Genomic DNA, 15,848 nt, shown 5'->3' on the forward strand with positions numbered 1-15,848 from the left:
CAATGCCACGAGTAGAACTGGAGATTCCGGAGGACGTGGACGCCGAGCAGGACCACCTTGACATCACCGTCGAGGGGGACAACGGCAGCGTCACGCGTCGGCTCTGGTACCCTGACATCGACGTGTCCGTCGACGGCGACACAGTCGTCATCGAATCCGATGAGGACAACGCCAAGACGATGTCGACGATCGGTACCTTCCAGAGCCACATCGAGAACATGTTCCACGGCGTGACCGAGGGCTGGGAGTACGAGATGGAAGTCTTCTACTCTCACTTCCCGATGCAGGTCAACGTCGAGGGTGACGAAGTCGTCATCGAGAACTTCCTCGGCGAGAAGGCCCCCCGCCGCACGACGATCCACGGCGACACGGACGTCGAGATCGACGGCGAGGAGCTGACCATCAGCGGCCCCGACATCGAGGCCGTCGGCCAGACCGCCGCGGACATCGAACAGCTCACGCGCATCAACGACAAGGACGTGCGCGTGTTCCAGGACGGGGTGTACATCACCCGAAAACCGAACCGAGGTGACGCCTGATGGCGGACAATCCCGACAACACGAGCAGTGACGCCGACGCCAACGAGGAAGGGCTTCCGCAGGGCGACGCGCCCGAGGCGGACATCGAGTCCGAGCAGCCACACGGCGGCGAGCCCGCCGAGGACCCCGACCAGGTGGCCGAGGAAGCCGAAGACGAGCACGCCGAACTGACAGACATCAGCGGTGTCGGCCCATCCAAGGCGGAGTCGCTCCGCGAGGCCGGCTTCGAGGACGTCGACGCCGTCCGCGGCGCCGACCAGTCCGAGCTCGCCGATGTCAGCGGTATCGGGAACGCGCTGGCGGCCCGCATCAAGGCCGACGTCGGCGGACTCGAAGTCGAGTCCGAGACCGAAGCCGAAGTCGAAGAGGAAGGCGGCGAGGAAGCGCCCGCCGAGGACGTGGAGACGGAACTCCAGGCCCGCGGGCTCTCCGACAAGACGCCGGACCTTTCCGACGAAGAGGCGCGGCTGCTGACCCAGCGACACCGGGTCGGCAAGCCGCAGTTCAACCGCCAGGACCACCACAAGAAAAAGCGCGTCTCGACCTCGTGGCGCAAGCCCCGCGGCCAGCTCTCGAAGCAGCGCCGCGGCATCAAGGGCAAGGGCGACACAGTCGAGGCGGGCTTCCGCTCGCCGACCGCGGTTCGCGGCAAGCACCCGTCCGGCTTCGAGGAGGTCCGCGTGCACAACGTGGACGACCTCGAAGGCGTCGACGGCGACATCGAGGCCGTCCGTATCGCCTCGAAGGTCGGCGCTCGCAAGCGCGAGCGAATCGAAGAGGCAGCCGAGGACGCGGGCATCCGCGTGCTCAACCCCACCTACGTCGAAGTCGAGGTGAGTGAGTGATGACTGATCTCTCCGCACAGAAGCGACTCGCGGCTGACGTCCTCGACGTCGGGAAGAACCGCGTCTGGTTCGACCCCGAGAGACAGGGCGATATCGCCGACGCGATCACCCGCGAGGACGTTCGCGAACTGGTCGATGAGGGCGCCGTTCAGGCGAAAGACAAGAAAGGCAACTCCCGCGGACGCGCCCGGGAGCGCCAGAAGAAGCGTGCGTACGGCCACCAGAAGGGAGCCGGTTCCCGGAAGGGCAAGGCAGGCGCACGACAGAACTCCAAGGAGGACTGGGAGTCACGCATCCGCGCACAGCGGACGAAGCTGCGCGAACTGCGTGACGAGGGAACGCTTTCGAGTTCGCAGTACCGCGACCTGTACGACAAGGCCGGCGGTGGCGAGTTCGACAGCGTTGCCGATCTCGAACGTTACATCGACGCAAACCACGGTGACGCATAATGGCGACAGGACCACGATACAAAGTACCGATGCGGCGACGCCGCGAGGCCAGAACCGATTACCATCAGCGGTTGCGCCTGTTGAAATCCGGTAAGCCACGTCTCGTTGCTCGAAAGAGCAATAAACACGTCAGGGCGCAGCTGGTGACGCTTGGCCCCAACGGCGACGACACCCTCGCGTCCGCTCACTCGAGCGACCTCGCCGAGTACGGCTGGGAGGCCCCGACGGGCAACATGCCCTCGGCCTACCTCACCGGCCTGCTCGCCGGGCTTCGCGCGAAGGAAGCGGGCATCGAGGAGGCAGTGCTCGACATCGGACTCAACAGCCCGACCCCCGGAAGCAAAGTATTCGCAATACAGGAAGGCGCAATCGACGCCGGCCTGGACATTCCGCACAACGACGACGTACTCGCCGAATGGCAGCGCACGCGCGGTGCCCACATCGCCGAGTACGACGAGCAGCTCGAGGAGCCGCTGTACAGCGGCGACTTCGACGCTGCAGACCTCCCGGAGCACTTCGACGAGCTCCGAGAGACCCTACTGGACGGTGACATCGAACTATGAGTGCTAACAACGGATGGGAGCCACGGACACGCCTCGGCAAGCAGGTCGTCGAGGGCGAAATCGACTCCATGCAGGAGGCGCTGAACTCCGGGCTCCCGCTGAAAGAATCGGAAGTCGTCGACCAGCTCGTTCCTGACCTGGAAGACGAAGTGCTGGACATCAACATGGTCCAGCGGATGACAGACTCCGGCCGCCGCGTGAAGTTCCGCTGCGTGGTCGCCGTTGGCAACCGCGACGGCCTCATCGGCTACGCCGAGGGGCGTGACGACCAGGTCGGCGGTGCCATCCAGAAAGCTATCGACATCGCGAAGCTGAACATCATCGATATCTCCCGTGGCTGTGGGTCCTGGGAGTGTGGCTGTGGCCGTCCGCACACGGTCGCGCTGCGCACCAAGGGCAAGGCCGGGAGCGTCGAGGTCGAGCTCCAGCCGGCCCCGCGCGGGCTGGGCCTCGCGGGCGGGGAGACCGTCCGCAAGGTGCTCGAACTCGCCGGTATCGAAGACATCTGGACACGCAGTAGCGGGAACACGCGCACCACGGTCAACTTCGCGAAGGCGACGTTCAACGCCCTGCAGAACACGGCCGAGGCGCGCGTCCCCGAACGGACCTTCGAGAAACGAGAGGTGATCGAGTGATGCACGCACTCGTCCAGCTCCGTGGCGAAGTCAACATGCACACCGACATTCAGGACACGCTGGAGATGCTCAACATCCACCACGTGAACCACTGCACGCTCGTCCCCGAGACGGACGCCTACCGCGGCATGGTGACGAAGGTCAACGACTTCGTCGCCTTCGGTGAGCCGAGCCAGGAGACGCTGGAGACAGTCCTGGCGACGCGCGCCGAGCCGCTCGAGGGCGACGCTGACGTGGACGACGAATGGGTCGCCGAGCACACGGACTACGACGACATCTCCGGGCTCGCGTTCGCGCTCCTCTCCGAGGAGACGACGCTGCGCGAGCAGGGACTGTCCCCGACGCTCCGTCTGCACCCGCCCCGCGGCGGTCACGACGGCGTCAAACACCCCGTCAAGGAGGGCGGGCAGCTCGGGAAACACGACACCGAGGGTATCGACGAACTCCTGGAGGCGATGCGATAATGACGAGTAAAAAGAAACGACAGCGCGGCTCGCGCACGCACGGCGGCGGCTCACACAAGAACCGACGTGGTGCCGGCCACCGCGGTGGTCGCGGTGCCGCAGGCCGTGACAAACACGAGTTCCACAACCACGAACCGCTCGGCAAGAGCGGCTTCAAGCGCCCGCAGAAGGTGCAGGAAGAGGCCGCGACTATCGACGTCCGCGAGATCGACGAGGACGTCACACTGCTGGCCGCCGAGGACGTCGCCGAAGTCGAAGACGGCGGCTTCCGCGTCGACGTGCGTGATGTCGTTGACGGGGCCGACGACGCCGACTACGTGAAGGTACTCGGTGCCGGCCAGGTCCGCCACGAACTCACGCTCATCGCCGACGACTTCTCCGAGGGCGCTCGCGAGAAGGTCGAAGCCGCAGGCGGGAGCGTCGAACTGACCGACCTCGGCCAGGAGCGCCAGGCCGAGGCCGAGACAGACGAAGACGCGGACGCGGACGAGGAATAACGAACGATGAGCTGGAAGGACACCGCCGAACCACTGCTTGTCCGGATGCCCGCAGTCCAGCGGCCGGAAGGACACGTCCCGTTCAAGCGCAAGCTCACCTGGACAGGGGGCGTGCTCTTGCTGTATTTCTTCCTGACGAACGTGAAGCTGTTCGGGCTGGACATCGACGCCAGCCAACAGGTGTTCGGGCGCTTCTCCTCGATTCTGGCCTCCGGCCAGGGGAGCATCATGCAGCTGGGTATCGGTCCGATCGTCACGGCGTCCATCGTGTTACAGCTCCTCGGTGGGGCGGACCTGCTCGGGCTGAACACCCAAGACGACCCGCGGGACCAGATCCTCTATCAGGGGCTCCAGAAGCTGCTGGTGCTCGTGATGATCTGCCTCACCGGGCTCCCGATGGTGTTTGCCGGCGGCTTCCTCCCGGCTGACACGGCGGTCGCGAACTCACTGGGTATCGGCACGGCCGGTGTCCAGTGGCTCATCTTCGCCCAGATGTTCGTCGGCGGTGTCCTCATCCTGTTCATGGACGAGGTCATCTCCAAATGGGGCGTCGGCTCCGGTATCGGCCTGTTCATTGTCGCCGGCGTGAGCCAGCGACTCGTCGGGGGCGTCCTGACGACGCCGTTTATCGGCAACAGCGAAGGGATCATTTACACCTGGTACCTGTTCATCACCGGCCAGCGCGGTACCGGACCGGTGCTGGCTGCTGATGGGCTCCAGACTGTATTGCTCCAGGGCGAGCTGCTGGGGCTGTTCACGACGGTCCTTATCTTCTCGGTGGTCGTCTACGCCGAGTCGGTCCGCGTCGAGATCCCGCTGTCGAACGCCCGCGTCAAAGGGGCCCGTGGCCGGTTCCCGGTCAAGCTCATCTACGCGAGCGTCCTGCCGATGATCCTCGTCCGGGCGCTCCAGGCGAACATCCAGTTCCTGGGCCGGATCCTGAACGCCCAGCTGGGCTCGATGCCGGCGTTCCTCGGCACGTACGCCAACGGCCAGCCAACGGGCGGCCTGTTCTACTTCCTCGCCCCCATCCAGAGCCGTGGCGACTGGATGTGGTGGCTTGAAGGGACCGCCCAACCCGTGTGGCAGATCCTGACCCGCGTCGGGATCGACCTGTTCGTCATGCTGGTCGGCGGCGCGATCTTCGCCGTCTTCTGGGTCGAGACCACCGACATGGGTCCGGAAGCGACGGCCAAGCAGATCCACAACTCCGGGATGCAGATCCCCGGCTTCCGTCAGAACGTCGGTGTCATCGAGAAGGTCCTTGAGCGGTATATCCCGCAAGTGACTGTCATCGGTGGTGCCCTGGTTGGGCTGCTCGCCGTGATGGCCAACATGCTGGGTACCATCGGCGGCGTCTCCGGCACCGGGCTGCTGCTGACGGTCTCCATTACGTACAAACTGTACGAGGAGATCGCCGAAGAGCAGCTCATGGAGATGCATCCGATGATGCGCCAGATGTTTGGGTAGCTGTAATAGCAAAATTATCACAGCCATCGGGGTAATTTTCCTAGTTTTTTCGCCCGTTGCACGTTGGGCCGCTATGACCTCGTCGAGGAAGACTATGCGCCATACGTACCCATACTTGTCTTCCAGAACAGAGGTGTCGGTGACGCGAATACGCTGAAGAATACCACTACGGTGCCATCAACTGTCTCATACGCGAGGCTGCTGAGACACCACTATCGACAGCGAGTGAGTTCTATAGAGTGATAGCTTTGTCAGTGACAAGCAGGGTGGCCTCGGTATCGACAAAATCAAGAACGAGAATCTCACCGTATTCGTCCTATGATAGACGTACTCCGATTCGGTGTCCTCCACTTCGTGTTCGGGGGAGAGGCCAGTGAGTCGTGACTGCTCTCTTTGGAACGAATCACGTGAGGGTGTTCGATGTCCACGAGTGATTGTATTATAGTGAGATATGGCGGTGTTACGATCAAGTCCTGTGCTAACGGGGTGGCTCGGTTCGAATCTTTAGGAAAATCTTTGAACCACCTGAATCCGGGCCGTTCCGCGTGATTTCAGAGCATCGTGTGTCTCTGCTCCACAGCGCACTGGTGTTTCTGTGCGTGACGACTGCGATCGACCGACGAGTATAAAATCCGGGAGAGGAATCCATTTACCAATGAGTGACACCGAGGACATCGGTCGGCGCAAGCAACTCCGGGCGCTGCTCAGGACTGCCCGGTACCGACCGCGCCTCACTGCGCTGATCATTGTTGGTGGGATCTTCGCCGCGCTACTCGAGGGTGTTGGCCTCGGGTTCATCCTGCCGATTGTCGAGGTCGTGCAATCGCCTGGCGATCCGGCCCAGCAGGCCGACGGAGTCATGCTGGCGTTCGTTCGTGCTTACGAGTTTCTGGGGATCCCCTTCTCGCTAGGCTCGGTCATCGTCGGCGTGAGCGCCGTGCTGACCGTTCGGTGGACGCTGACGTTCTTTGTTCGGTGGCTCCGGAGCGCGCTCGTCGCTGATTATACGCGACACATACAGATACGGTCGTTCAACAGTGCACTGGATGCGCGCATCGAGTACTTCGACAGAGAGGGATCCGATCATATCCTGAACGCGATCGTCACACAGGCCGAGTACGCTGGCCAGACGATCAGGATAGCGATAAACCTGTTCGAGCAGGGGTTCATCGCGCTTATGTATCTCGTCGTCGCGCTCGTCATCTCGCCGTCTCTCACCGCGTTTGCTCTTCTCTTTCTTGGTGGGTTCGCAGTGTTGTTCCGATACGTCATCGAACCGGGGTACGAACTCGGGGACCGGGTCGCTGACGCGAACGAACAAATTCAGCAAGCAGCACAGGCTGGGACGCAGGGCATCCGGGACACGAAACTGTTCGGTCTGAAAAATGAACTCATCGACGACTTCGTTGACGCCGCCGATCGGTGGGCCGACTCAAGTATCGTTCTTCAACGCAACGAACAGGCGATTAACAACTTCTACAACCTCCTCACCGCGATCTCAGTCTTCGTGTTGATATATCTCGCACTCACGTTCGCAAACCTATCGCTCGGCGCACTGGGCGTGTTCCTGTTCGCGATGTTCCGCCTCGGTCCAAAAGCGAGCATGTTGAACACTCATTTTTATCGGATGGAAAACAACCTCCCCCATCTCGTTCGAACACAGGAGTTTCTCGACGAACTCGACCACAATACCGAACCGATGAGAGAGACGAAACCTGTCCCGGAGGAAATACAGGCAGTCGAATTCGACGACGTACATTTCTCGTACCAGGGCCAAGACGAGCAGGCGCTCTCTGGAATCTCGTTCGAGTTCGAGAAAGGGGAATTTGTCGGGTTCGTTGGCCAATCCGGGGCCGGGAAATCGACAATCGTCTCTTTGCTAGTTCGGATGTACGAACCCGACTCGGGAAGGATTCGGGCAAACGGTCGCCGGATTCACGAAATGGATATTGACGAGTGGCGCTCGAAGATCGCCGTCGTGCGACAGGACCCGCACATATTTAATGACACGCTACGGTACAATCTCACAATCGGCAACCGAGACGTCTCTGAAACGGAGCTTGACCGAGTAGTTCGGATCGCTAAGGTAGACGAGTTCTTCAACGACCTGCCAGATGGGTACGAGACGCAACTCGGCGACGACGGCGTTCGGCTGTCAGGTGGCCAGCGACAGCGAGTGGCGCTTGCTCGGGCACTGTTGAAAGACGCCGACGTGCTGGTGCTTGACGAGGCGACGAGTGACCTCGACTCGCACCTCGAAGGGGAGGTGCAAGCCGCTATCGAGGACATGGATCGTGACTACGCGATGATCGGAATTGCGCATCGGCTCTCGACAGTAAAAAATGCTGATCGGATCTATTCAGTTGACGATGGGGAGATCGTCGAAAAGGGTGAGCACGCTAAACTGGTCGACAATGGCGGGCCCTATGCGGAACTGTATGCTATCCAATCGAAGGAATAAATATTCTCTACGGTAGGTGTAACGTATACAACGGAGATAGAATATGTGCAATATTACAAATGGTTGTCTTATTATGGTGCTTGTTAATTCAAAATCGTAGAATATGACTAAAATAGCATTAATAAAAGGCCAGAATCTTCGTGATGATGGGAACGTGCTGGTCTGGGAAGAACTCAACCGCAACTCTAAGTACGATGTGGTCGCGTTTGGGAGTGATCCGTCACGATATGACACATCTGGTATTGACCTTCCTATTCGAAAGTTTCCCTGGGTTGATGGGAAATACGACCTTTTTGATTATGATCACTTCGGATTTGCCGCCCTAAGGAAGGCACGACTACCTGCAGGATACCTCTATGGGATTTCATCTCTTGTAGAGGAATTCGATGTTTTGCACGCTAATGAGAATTTTAACGCTTTTTCCATCCAAGCAGCGCTAGCAGCCCGGAACGAGGATGTGAAGTTCACATTCACTGCTGGCGAAAACATCCCATATCCACGATTTCAGCATAATCCCATATTATGGTGGCTAAAGAAATTCGTTAACAGTACAGCAGACGGCATCACAACAACCACCAAGGCTGGAAAGCGGGCACTTATCCATGAAGGGGTTACGTTCGAAAAGATTGATGTCATACCAAATACGATACCAATAGATAAATTTCAGCCAAATATCAAAAATACTCCAACAGAATATAACCTGCCAACCGCAACGACAAACGAGACGACTATACTATTCGTTCACAGGCCATCTGAACAGAAGGGTACCCCGTATCTCCTTGAGGCGTTTTTCAATATACAAGACAAATATAATAAAACTCGTCTTATACTCGTTGGAGAAAATATGATGGGCGAAAATCTCACAGAACGGATAAAACAGAACGATCAGATTAATTGGCTTGAGCGAATTCCTCACGAACAGATGCCCGGCTTGTATGCAATCTCAGACATTTTTATTCTCCCGAGTGTCACAATGACGAATAACGAAGAACAATTCGGGATGGGACTTTTGGAAGCGATGGCCTGCGGTCTGCCAGCAGTTGTAACAGATGTAGGAGGAATCCCACATGTCACCGAACCTGGTGAAACAGCACTTGTCATTGATGAACGCTCAAGCGACGACTTGGCTGATGCGCTTGAACGGCTGATTACTAATCCCGAATTGCGAACTGACCTTGGCCAAGCAGGTCGCCAGCGGGTTGAGGCTACGTTCGCTCCTTCGAAGGTGGCTTCGGAACTAGAATCCTTCTACGACGAGGTGCTCTACCAAGATGGCTAAAATTGGAATATACCATCCAGACGTTGAACGTGGAGGGGGAGCCGAAGCAGTATGTCTCCATATGATAGATGCCTTGTGTTCGGTACATGATGTGACACTCCTCACTGCTAGTCGGCCAGACTTCACTACCCTAGATGATCACTATATGACGAACACACGTGGAACGGATGTCCAACTTCTCGGTACCATAGCAGAGAAGTTAGCTGACGGGATGAGTATGTATAAAATTCGGCATGCAGTCTTCGCTAGAGCCGTCAGAAAACGGTCCGAGAACTATGATGGGATAATCAGCGCATTTAATGAGTTGACTGTTCCGGGTGGGGCTCTACAGTATGTTCACCATCCATTGTATCGGTGTTTATCGTCTCCTGAAGAAGAAAAAGAACTATTCGGATGCACTCGAGATATAGTCGCAAAAAAAATTGCAGGACTTGAACTAGGTTGCGGTCCTATGTTAACTAATTCAGAGTGGATGGCCTCCATTCTAGAGTCTTGCTGGGGAATCAAACCCAGTGTCGTCTATCCGCCTGTAAAGGCTGGGGAATCAGCGGGAAAAAAATGGACAGAGCGCGAGAATGGCTTTGTGGCCGTAGGAAGAATAGCACCAGACAAGCGGACCGGGTTGGCAATTGATATTGTAAAACAGCTAAATCAGAAAGGCAACGATTTGACTCTCCACTTAATCGGACAACCTGATGGTAGCGAATACGCATTAGAAGTTCAAAACCGTGCTAAAGAGTTAAACTTTGTAGAATTTCATGGCGAAGTTTCCCGTGATAGATTAATTTCTCTACTGAATTCGGTTCGATATGGCCTACATACGAAAAAGCACGAACACTTTGGCATGGCTGTGGCAGAAATGGTCGCTAGTGGGATGATCCCATTCGTTCCTAACTCAGGGGGACAGGTCGAAATAGTGGGTAGAGAAACTGCTTTGACGTATTCGTCTCCGAAGGAGGCAATCAATATAATCGAAGAGGTTATTCGATCCCAAGCTCGACAGGAAGAGTTACTAAGATCGCTTCCAGATCCTAAATCACGTTATGGGCCCGAGCGCTTCACCACGGAAATCCAATCTCAAGTTGACACATGGCTAAATACAAAAACACGATGATACATGAATTTGAAACCAGAGATGGCGTGATCCCAAGTTCGCCGCGTCAAGATCGGAATGAGACATTTTACAATGGAATTATACCGGCAACCACTCGTTGGCAAATGGAGCCATTCCAAGGTATGAGCAATTTCGATCAGAGAGTGTACCAATTATGACGAAGACCATCATCGACGAGGTCTTGGATCGTCCCATCAGGTCTATCAAACGGTTACCATCGCTTGTGAGCGATAATGCGCTCAGACATAGCGTCGGACGGCGTCTCAACCAAGCTTGGTATACGAGAAACGGAAGGTGGGACTATAATAAAAAGGGAGTCCACATCTTTGAGGAAGACTGGGATAACCTCGTGATCCTTGACTCGTGTCGCTTCGACTTTTTCAAAGAGGCAATGAAAAGGCATGAATTACCAGGCGAGTTAGAATACAAAATCTCTAGAGGGTCTCAGACTCCGGAGTGGCTCAACTCGAATTTCGCTGGTGAAAAACTTCACGATACAGTCTACGTTTCGGCGAGTGTCGTGCCATATCACGTGGGTGTGGAAGACTTCGACAAAGGCACAACATTTCAAAAGAAATATTCGTTTAATTTAGATGTTCATCACTTGGAGAACCTCTGGGAAAGTCCACCGGATGATGCAATCGAAGTTCATAATACCACTCGCGTTGCGGATTATGTTATTCCTGCGGACACGACAGCAGAGAAAGCCATCGAAATTGCAGCGAGGTACCCAAATAAAAGATTGATTGTTCATATTGTCCCTCCACATCTCCCATATCTTGGCCCAACTGGCCAGGAAATCCATCAGAAGTCGGCTACACCATGGCAGGATACTTTCACTGGTGACTGTTCGTTCGCTACCGAAACGTTGGTTGAAGCGTACCGAGAGAACGTTGATCACGCTGTCTCGGCCGCTGGCTATCTTATAGAGCAACTACGCGGTAAGACAGTAATCACAGCAGACCATGGAGAATTCCTATTCGATAGATCATCGCCTATTCCGGTTGTGGAACACTTACATCCGGCGAAGACATACACTGAAGAATTGGTCAAGGTACCGTGGCTGGTCGCCGATTCAGACCATCGGAAAGTAATTGAAGCAGAAGAGCCCAGAGAGAGTTCTCAATTATCATCGGAAGGGTCACAAAGTCAGTTGGAGGCTTTGGGGTATATATAAAATAATTGGAATGATTTGGATTCGTTAGTGTTCTCCCAAACGGGTTTCCGTGAGGACCGCTAACTATTCGAATATCCCACATTATATGATGTCGCACCATTTTAAGAATCTCCTTGTGTAAAAGATTGTTGACACTCTGAGAACGAGCTGTGGAGTCGAAGGAAGGAATAGCACCTTGGCAGCGGCTGGATTATTCCGCTTGATGAGCCTGTCGTTGCACCGTTGTACGGGTGCAGAGGGATGGTAACTTGTCGTTGACTGCCCTTGTTGATCAGATGTTAGTAGTAGATTCGGTCGTGGCCGCCAGTCGTCCGACGACACTCAAAGCCGCCGACATTTATTAGCGGCTTGATAACCGTCTTTGCCGGAAGATGCACCCTGCGCTATTTGTTGCATCAAGCCGGAAAGTTCGGTATCCCGGTCGTGTTGTCATCGGGGTCGATCCCACAAGTCTCTGAGTTGCTCGTCCGTGGGCTCGCGGCCGCTTTCACTCTTACACCACGACCATATCGTCGAGCATTTTCACAGCCTTCTGACGAGTCTTGCTCTGTGTGGTGACGCCAGTTTTGATATCCTTGATAACCTACAGTCCCCTCGCGCCGAATTCGGATCCCGTCCTTGTGGGTACCTCCGTCACGCGTCGAATTGATCTTACCTCTATTTGCTGTATTGTGGGATAAGCGTTAGGCTGGCGATTCACATGGAAGTGAAAACAGGTACCGGTCGGTATAGGGAATGGGGAGTAATTGTGACGACCGAGAGACAACTCTTAAATCGTCTAAACCGATATTCTTGTTGTCGACGAGGGTGACGAAGAGTTGATACACGGGATAGTGCCAGGGATCGACTACGGGACAAGTCTTATCGAGGAAAGGACAGTGTAGTATTGACAGTCTGTCAAACTGACCAGCTAACCAGCATTAGAGTGCTATTATGATTAATTGTTGGTTGGGACGCGTAGATTCCGGACATTCAGGATCATTCTAGACCGGTTATCGGGGAAATGAGTTATTCATTCGCAGGGAAAGCTAAAACATCTTCTCAGTACGAATGTATAATTGGACGATAACTCCACACAATATTATAAGAATATTAAACATTCTCACACGTGGCCTGACAGTGACTGGTTAATGTCTTCAATATTGATGACCATATCAGAGTGAATATTATCCGGGTTTTTACTTTCAGCAGAAATTGGAACATATTCATGTCCGAGATTGTTCGCCAGTACATAATAGTGGTCTACAATAACCTCGTTGTGCATTTCGAAAATAGTTGCATCGTCGGCCCATAACATATTCGTTAATCCAGCACCATGCTGCCCTATTATTACATCTGCGTTAGAAAATAATCGAATTTGATCTTTGACAGATAACTCTTCTGCGAGCACGCGTTCAAATCCGTATTTGGATAGGAGGCTTACAAGCTCAGATTCATTTTCAATCCGTCTTTTTGGAGCTTTTTTTCTAGATATATAGATTCGAGACGGAAGGTTAGTAGATGACCCATCATATGTCCTAAGATTTTCTCGCAACCAGTGTAGGTTCATCGGATTTGCTTCGGGGAAGCCGGGCAAAATGAGTCTCTCTATATCCATTGCTGGGGAATCCCATTGAATACAGTCTTCTGGATCAAATCCAAGCATTTCTAGAGTCTCCGTAATAAATGATGGAGGATTATCTGGGATGATAAGTGTAGGCATAGTGCCAGTTCTTTTCTTATAAAATTTAACTGCTCGTAGCTTTGGAAGGTGTTCAAGAATCCAGTGGTAATAGTTATTCCAGGAATTAAATAGGGAGCACGCACAATCTAATGTCTGTGAAGATCTCCAAGATGACCGCCAGGTTGTATGGAGAGTTTCAGCAGTCAGTAATGGATTGTGAATATATCCCCGCTGGATCGCACCCTGTATTCGACTAGGTTGGTTAGGCATTGTAATAGAATCAGAGAGGATTTTTTTATTTTTAGTTACGCCCATTCCGCTGGGTCCTAGAAGCCGAACATCACTCACTTCACATACAAAATCAGGGCGATAAGAGTACTGGCGTGTTTGGACGAACTCCATCTGTTCTTGCGTGCTATCAAAAGGATTTTTACTCTCAGATTCACGAAGAGGCTCAAGTCCATCTTTCACTGGTAACTCCCAGTAATTTTCAACTTCATCCGTGCTATTTGAAATTTTGTCCCTGTACAAAAACTGACGACCATCGATCGATATATTCCCTCTAGGTCCGATAGCCGTTTCTATACCTAAACGGCAGGCTCCATGGAATACTTCTTTTAATCCCCCTCGATAATATGCATTTTTGATTTTGTGTGCGAGCATATTAGAGGCGTTCAGTCGCCAATCTGATGGCTAATCTTGTAATAGTCAATCGTTTGCTTTAGACCGTCATGAAGTGGCACCCTAGGATTCCAGTTCAGTTCTGCTTTGGCTCGAGTGACATCAGGCCGGCGTTGGTTAGGATCATCCTCAGGGAGGGGTTTATATATGATGTTAGAATCGGTATCGGTCAGCTGGAGCACTTCCTCTGCAAGTTCGTTTATTGTGAGTTCATTTTCTTTCCCTATGTTATATACGTCATACTCGGGATCCTCAGCACGCATGACAGAAACTAGTCCCTCAATAAGATCATCTACATAACAAAAGCTACGGGTCTGTTCACCATCACCGTAGATAGTGAGATCTTCACCTCGAAGGGCTTGAGTAACAAAGGTTGGAACCACTCGACCATCATTAGGTCGCATCCGTGGTCCGTATGTGTTGAAAATTCGGATTGTCCGAACATCCATATCGTAGTTTCGCTGGTATGCAACAGTTAATGTCTCCCCAAAGCGTTTGGATTCGTCATAACATCCCCGAATTCCGCGAATATCCACGTTCCCAGTGTAAGTTTCGGGTTGAGGATGGACTTTTGGATTGCCATAAACCTCGCTCGTACTGGCAAAAACCATCCTCGCATCGCATGCTCGAGCGTGATCTAATAATCGTCTTGTTCCTTGTGTGTTTGTTAACGCAATATCAACCGGGAAATCCGTGAAATCAGCTGGCGATGCTCTAGACGCAAGGTGATATATCCGATCTACCGGAGGTAACGAACCCGAAAGTCGAATATCTCGGTCATTAATGGTGAATTTGGGATGATCCTTGTAACCACTAATATTATCCAATTGCCCGCTCCCAAAGTTATCAAAACAGATGACCTCATGATCTTCATTTAGCAACCGTTCACAGAGGTGACTGCCAAGAAACCCCGCTCCGCCTGAAACTAATATCCGATTAGTCACACCTTCCGGTTTGCATCTTCCCACCCTAATTGTTTCGAAACGTCCATTCTAATCCTCTTGATTATTGAGTGAAAATTGCATATTTAAATACAGCGTGAAAAATGGGAGTAAAAAATTAATAAAATATTACGCTCCTGTGTAGGAGATTACTGATACTGGTTAACGGTGGTTGTGGAGTCGAATGGGACAAGCGAACCGCGTCAACGGTGCCTGATACGGCTGATTTTGCCCGATGTATTTGTCCCTGAATGAGCCGCAGCGTATCTCTTGGATCGGATTCGCCGGCGTGACGGTTTTTCCTGTTCTAGTTGACGTTCTGACCGTCTGATCAGAGTCTCGGACATAGAGAATTTCGGCGGTAGTCCCATGTGAATTGTGATCGCACAAGCAAACGACAAGATGGCACTATTTTCGTTCATTCGGAGATTACACTCCGGTGGTAGCTATTCTCAATTTAATTATTTATTAGTGCTATCATTAATTTTCGCCAGCTGCATTGTGAAAACGAGTTTACACCCAAAACAACGTACCGGCGTATCGAGCGCTCTGAAGCGCTCAATGCAACTCTCTCGATTTGTCGGACCGGTTGAAATCAACCGAGTGTACGTCCCTGCAGGGAAGATTGTGGGCGCGACTTCTGTGCGTATTCGGGTGGCCTGTCTACGGTAGGGTGTAGCTCGTACTACAGTAGCGACAAGCCACCTGTAATGATCACTCCGAATGCAGTACGGACAGCAGTGCTGGTTCTGATGAAAGCCGCAAATAAATCGATGATTCGACTCCCACCGTTCGACCGGTATCAGGAGTCGTTTGCCTTCTATATTGACGTTTCGAGCGTACCAACGTCCGAAGGGGCGACTCATTCAACCGAAGATATGTCGTCCACGTCGACGACGAAGTCCATCTCAATACCTGCGGTAGCCAAGCGATGTTGACATGACGGCGCCTCTCGCCCTACCGAGGCGTCACTAAGAGCAAGTTGACATAGTATCCCATAGAGTTCCAACTACGGTGGGTGCTGTATCGACAACCGGGTAGTGAAACGCTCAGACACACTTTTCGATCAA

The 15,848-nt window shown here is 53.7% G+C and carries 15 protein-coding genes; 12 read left to right on the forward strand and 3 right to left on the reverse strand.

Going from position 1 to position 15,848, the window contains the following annotated elements; genetic code table 11:
• The first annotated feature begins 2 nt into the window (after positions 1-2).
• The 12 genes from ACOZ4H_RS06895 (at position 3) to ACOZ4H_RS06950 (ending at position 11,493) form a co-directional block, all read left to right on the forward strand.
• Positions 3-539: a 50S ribosomal protein L6 gene (locus ACOZ4H_RS06895; RefSeq protein WP_424328579.1), complete on the forward strand. Its 537-nt coding sequence runs from the start codon at positions 3-5 to the stop codon at positions 537-539.
• Entirely contained in the window at positions 539-1,384 is an 846-nt protein-coding gene (locus ACOZ4H_RS06900; RefSeq protein WP_424328580.1) for a 50S ribosomal protein L32e, read from the forward strand. The genes ACOZ4H_RS06895 and ACOZ4H_RS06900 overlap by 1 nt, the downstream gene beginning before the upstream one ends.
• Positions 1,384-1,833, forward strand: a complete 450-nt coding sequence (locus tag ACOZ4H_RS06905) for a 50S ribosomal protein L19e (protein ID WP_008312924.1) — start codon at positions 1,384-1,386, stop codon at positions 1,831-1,833. The genes ACOZ4H_RS06900 and ACOZ4H_RS06905 overlap by 1 nt, the downstream gene beginning before the upstream one ends.
• The gene (locus ACOZ4H_RS06910; protein WP_424328581.1) at positions 1,833-2,396 is read left to right on the forward strand and encodes a 50S ribosomal protein L18; all 564 of its coding nucleotides are present in this window, start codon (positions 1,833-1,835) and stop codon (positions 2,394-2,396) included. The genes ACOZ4H_RS06905 and ACOZ4H_RS06910 overlap by 1 nt, the downstream gene beginning before the upstream one ends.
• Positions 2,393-3,031, forward strand: a complete 639-nt coding sequence (locus ACOZ4H_RS06915; protein ID WP_424328582.1) for a 30S ribosomal protein S5 — start codon at positions 2,393-2,395, stop codon at positions 3,029-3,031. Before ACOZ4H_RS06910 ends, ACOZ4H_RS06915 begins: the two co-directional genes overlap by 4 nt.
• Positions 3,031-3,495: a 50S ribosomal protein L30 gene (rpmD, locus tag ACOZ4H_RS06920; RefSeq protein WP_129755370.1), complete on the forward strand. Its 465-nt coding sequence runs from the start codon at positions 3,031-3,033 to the stop codon at positions 3,493-3,495. The genes ACOZ4H_RS06915 and rpmD overlap by 1 nt, the downstream gene beginning before the upstream one ends.
• Positions 3,495-3,992 (forward strand): uL15m family ribosomal protein, encoded by a 498-nt coding sequence (locus tag ACOZ4H_RS06925; protein WP_424328583.1) that lies wholly within the window; start codon positions 3,495-3,497, stop codon positions 3,990-3,992. Before rpmD ends, ACOZ4H_RS06925 begins: the two co-directional genes overlap by 1 nt.
• A gap of 6 nt (positions 3,993-3,998) precedes the next feature.
• A complete protein-coding gene (secY, locus tag ACOZ4H_RS06930; RefSeq protein WP_424328584.1) occupies positions 3,999-5,462 on the forward strand; it encodes a preprotein translocase subunit SecY in 1,464 nt (487 codons plus the stop codon).
• A 655-nt stretch (positions 5,463-6,117) separates the two neighbouring features.
• Positions 6,118-7,923 carry an ABC transporter ATP-binding protein gene (locus tag ACOZ4H_RS06935; protein WP_424328585.1) on the forward strand — a complete coding sequence of 602 codons (1,806 nt, stop codon included), beginning with the start codon at positions 6,118-6,120 and terminating at the stop codon, positions 7,921-7,923.
• 103 nt (positions 7,924-8,026) lie between these two features.
• Complete coding sequence (locus tag ACOZ4H_RS06940) at positions 8,027-9,202, forward strand: glycosyltransferase family 4 protein (protein ID WP_424328586.1); 1,176 nt, start codon at positions 8,027-8,029, stop codon at positions 9,200-9,202.
• On the forward strand, positions 9,195-10,316 hold the full coding sequence (locus tag ACOZ4H_RS06945) for a glycosyltransferase (RefSeq protein ID WP_424328587.1): 1,122 nt from the start codon (positions 9,195-9,197) through the stop codon (positions 10,314-10,316). Before ACOZ4H_RS06940 ends, ACOZ4H_RS06945 begins: the two co-directional genes overlap by 8 nt.
• Positions 10,317-10,470: 154 nt before the next feature.
• Positions 10,471-11,493: a hypothetical protein gene (locus ACOZ4H_RS06950; RefSeq protein WP_424328588.1), complete on the forward strand. Its 1,023-nt coding sequence runs from the start codon at positions 10,471-10,473 to the stop codon at positions 11,491-11,493.
• Between the two features lie 493 nt (positions 11,494-11,986).
• Here ACOZ4H_RS06950 and ACOZ4H_RS06955 read toward each other — a convergent pair whose 3' ends face one another.
• From ACOZ4H_RS06955 to ACOZ4H_RS06965, 3 genes are all read right to left on the reverse strand, one after another.
• Positions 11,987-12,073 (reverse strand): type II toxin-antitoxin system HicB family antitoxin, encoded by an 87-nt coding sequence (locus ACOZ4H_RS06955; protein WP_424330349.1) that lies wholly within the window; start codon positions 12,071-12,073, stop codon positions 11,987-11,989.
• Positions 12,074-12,595: 522 nt separating this feature from the next.
• Positions 12,596-13,819, reverse strand: coding sequence for a glycosyltransferase family 61 protein (locus ACOZ4H_RS06960; protein ID WP_424328589.1), 1,224 nt, complete (start codon positions 13,817-13,819; stop codon positions 12,596-12,598).
• A gap of 11 nt (positions 13,820-13,830) precedes the next feature.
• Positions 13,831-14,781 carry a UDP-glucuronic acid decarboxylase family protein gene (locus tag ACOZ4H_RS06965; RefSeq protein WP_424328590.1) on the reverse strand — a complete coding sequence of 317 codons (951 nt, stop codon included), beginning with the start codon at positions 14,779-14,781 and terminating at the stop codon, positions 13,831-13,833.
• Positions 14,782-15,848 lie beyond the last annotated feature (1,067 nt).

Source organism: Haloarcula amylolytica, from assembly GCF_049705545.1.
In the GTDB taxonomy this organism is placed as follows: Archaea; Halobacteriota; Halobacteria; order Halobacteriales; family Haloarculaceae; genus Haloarcula; species Haloarcula amylolytica_B.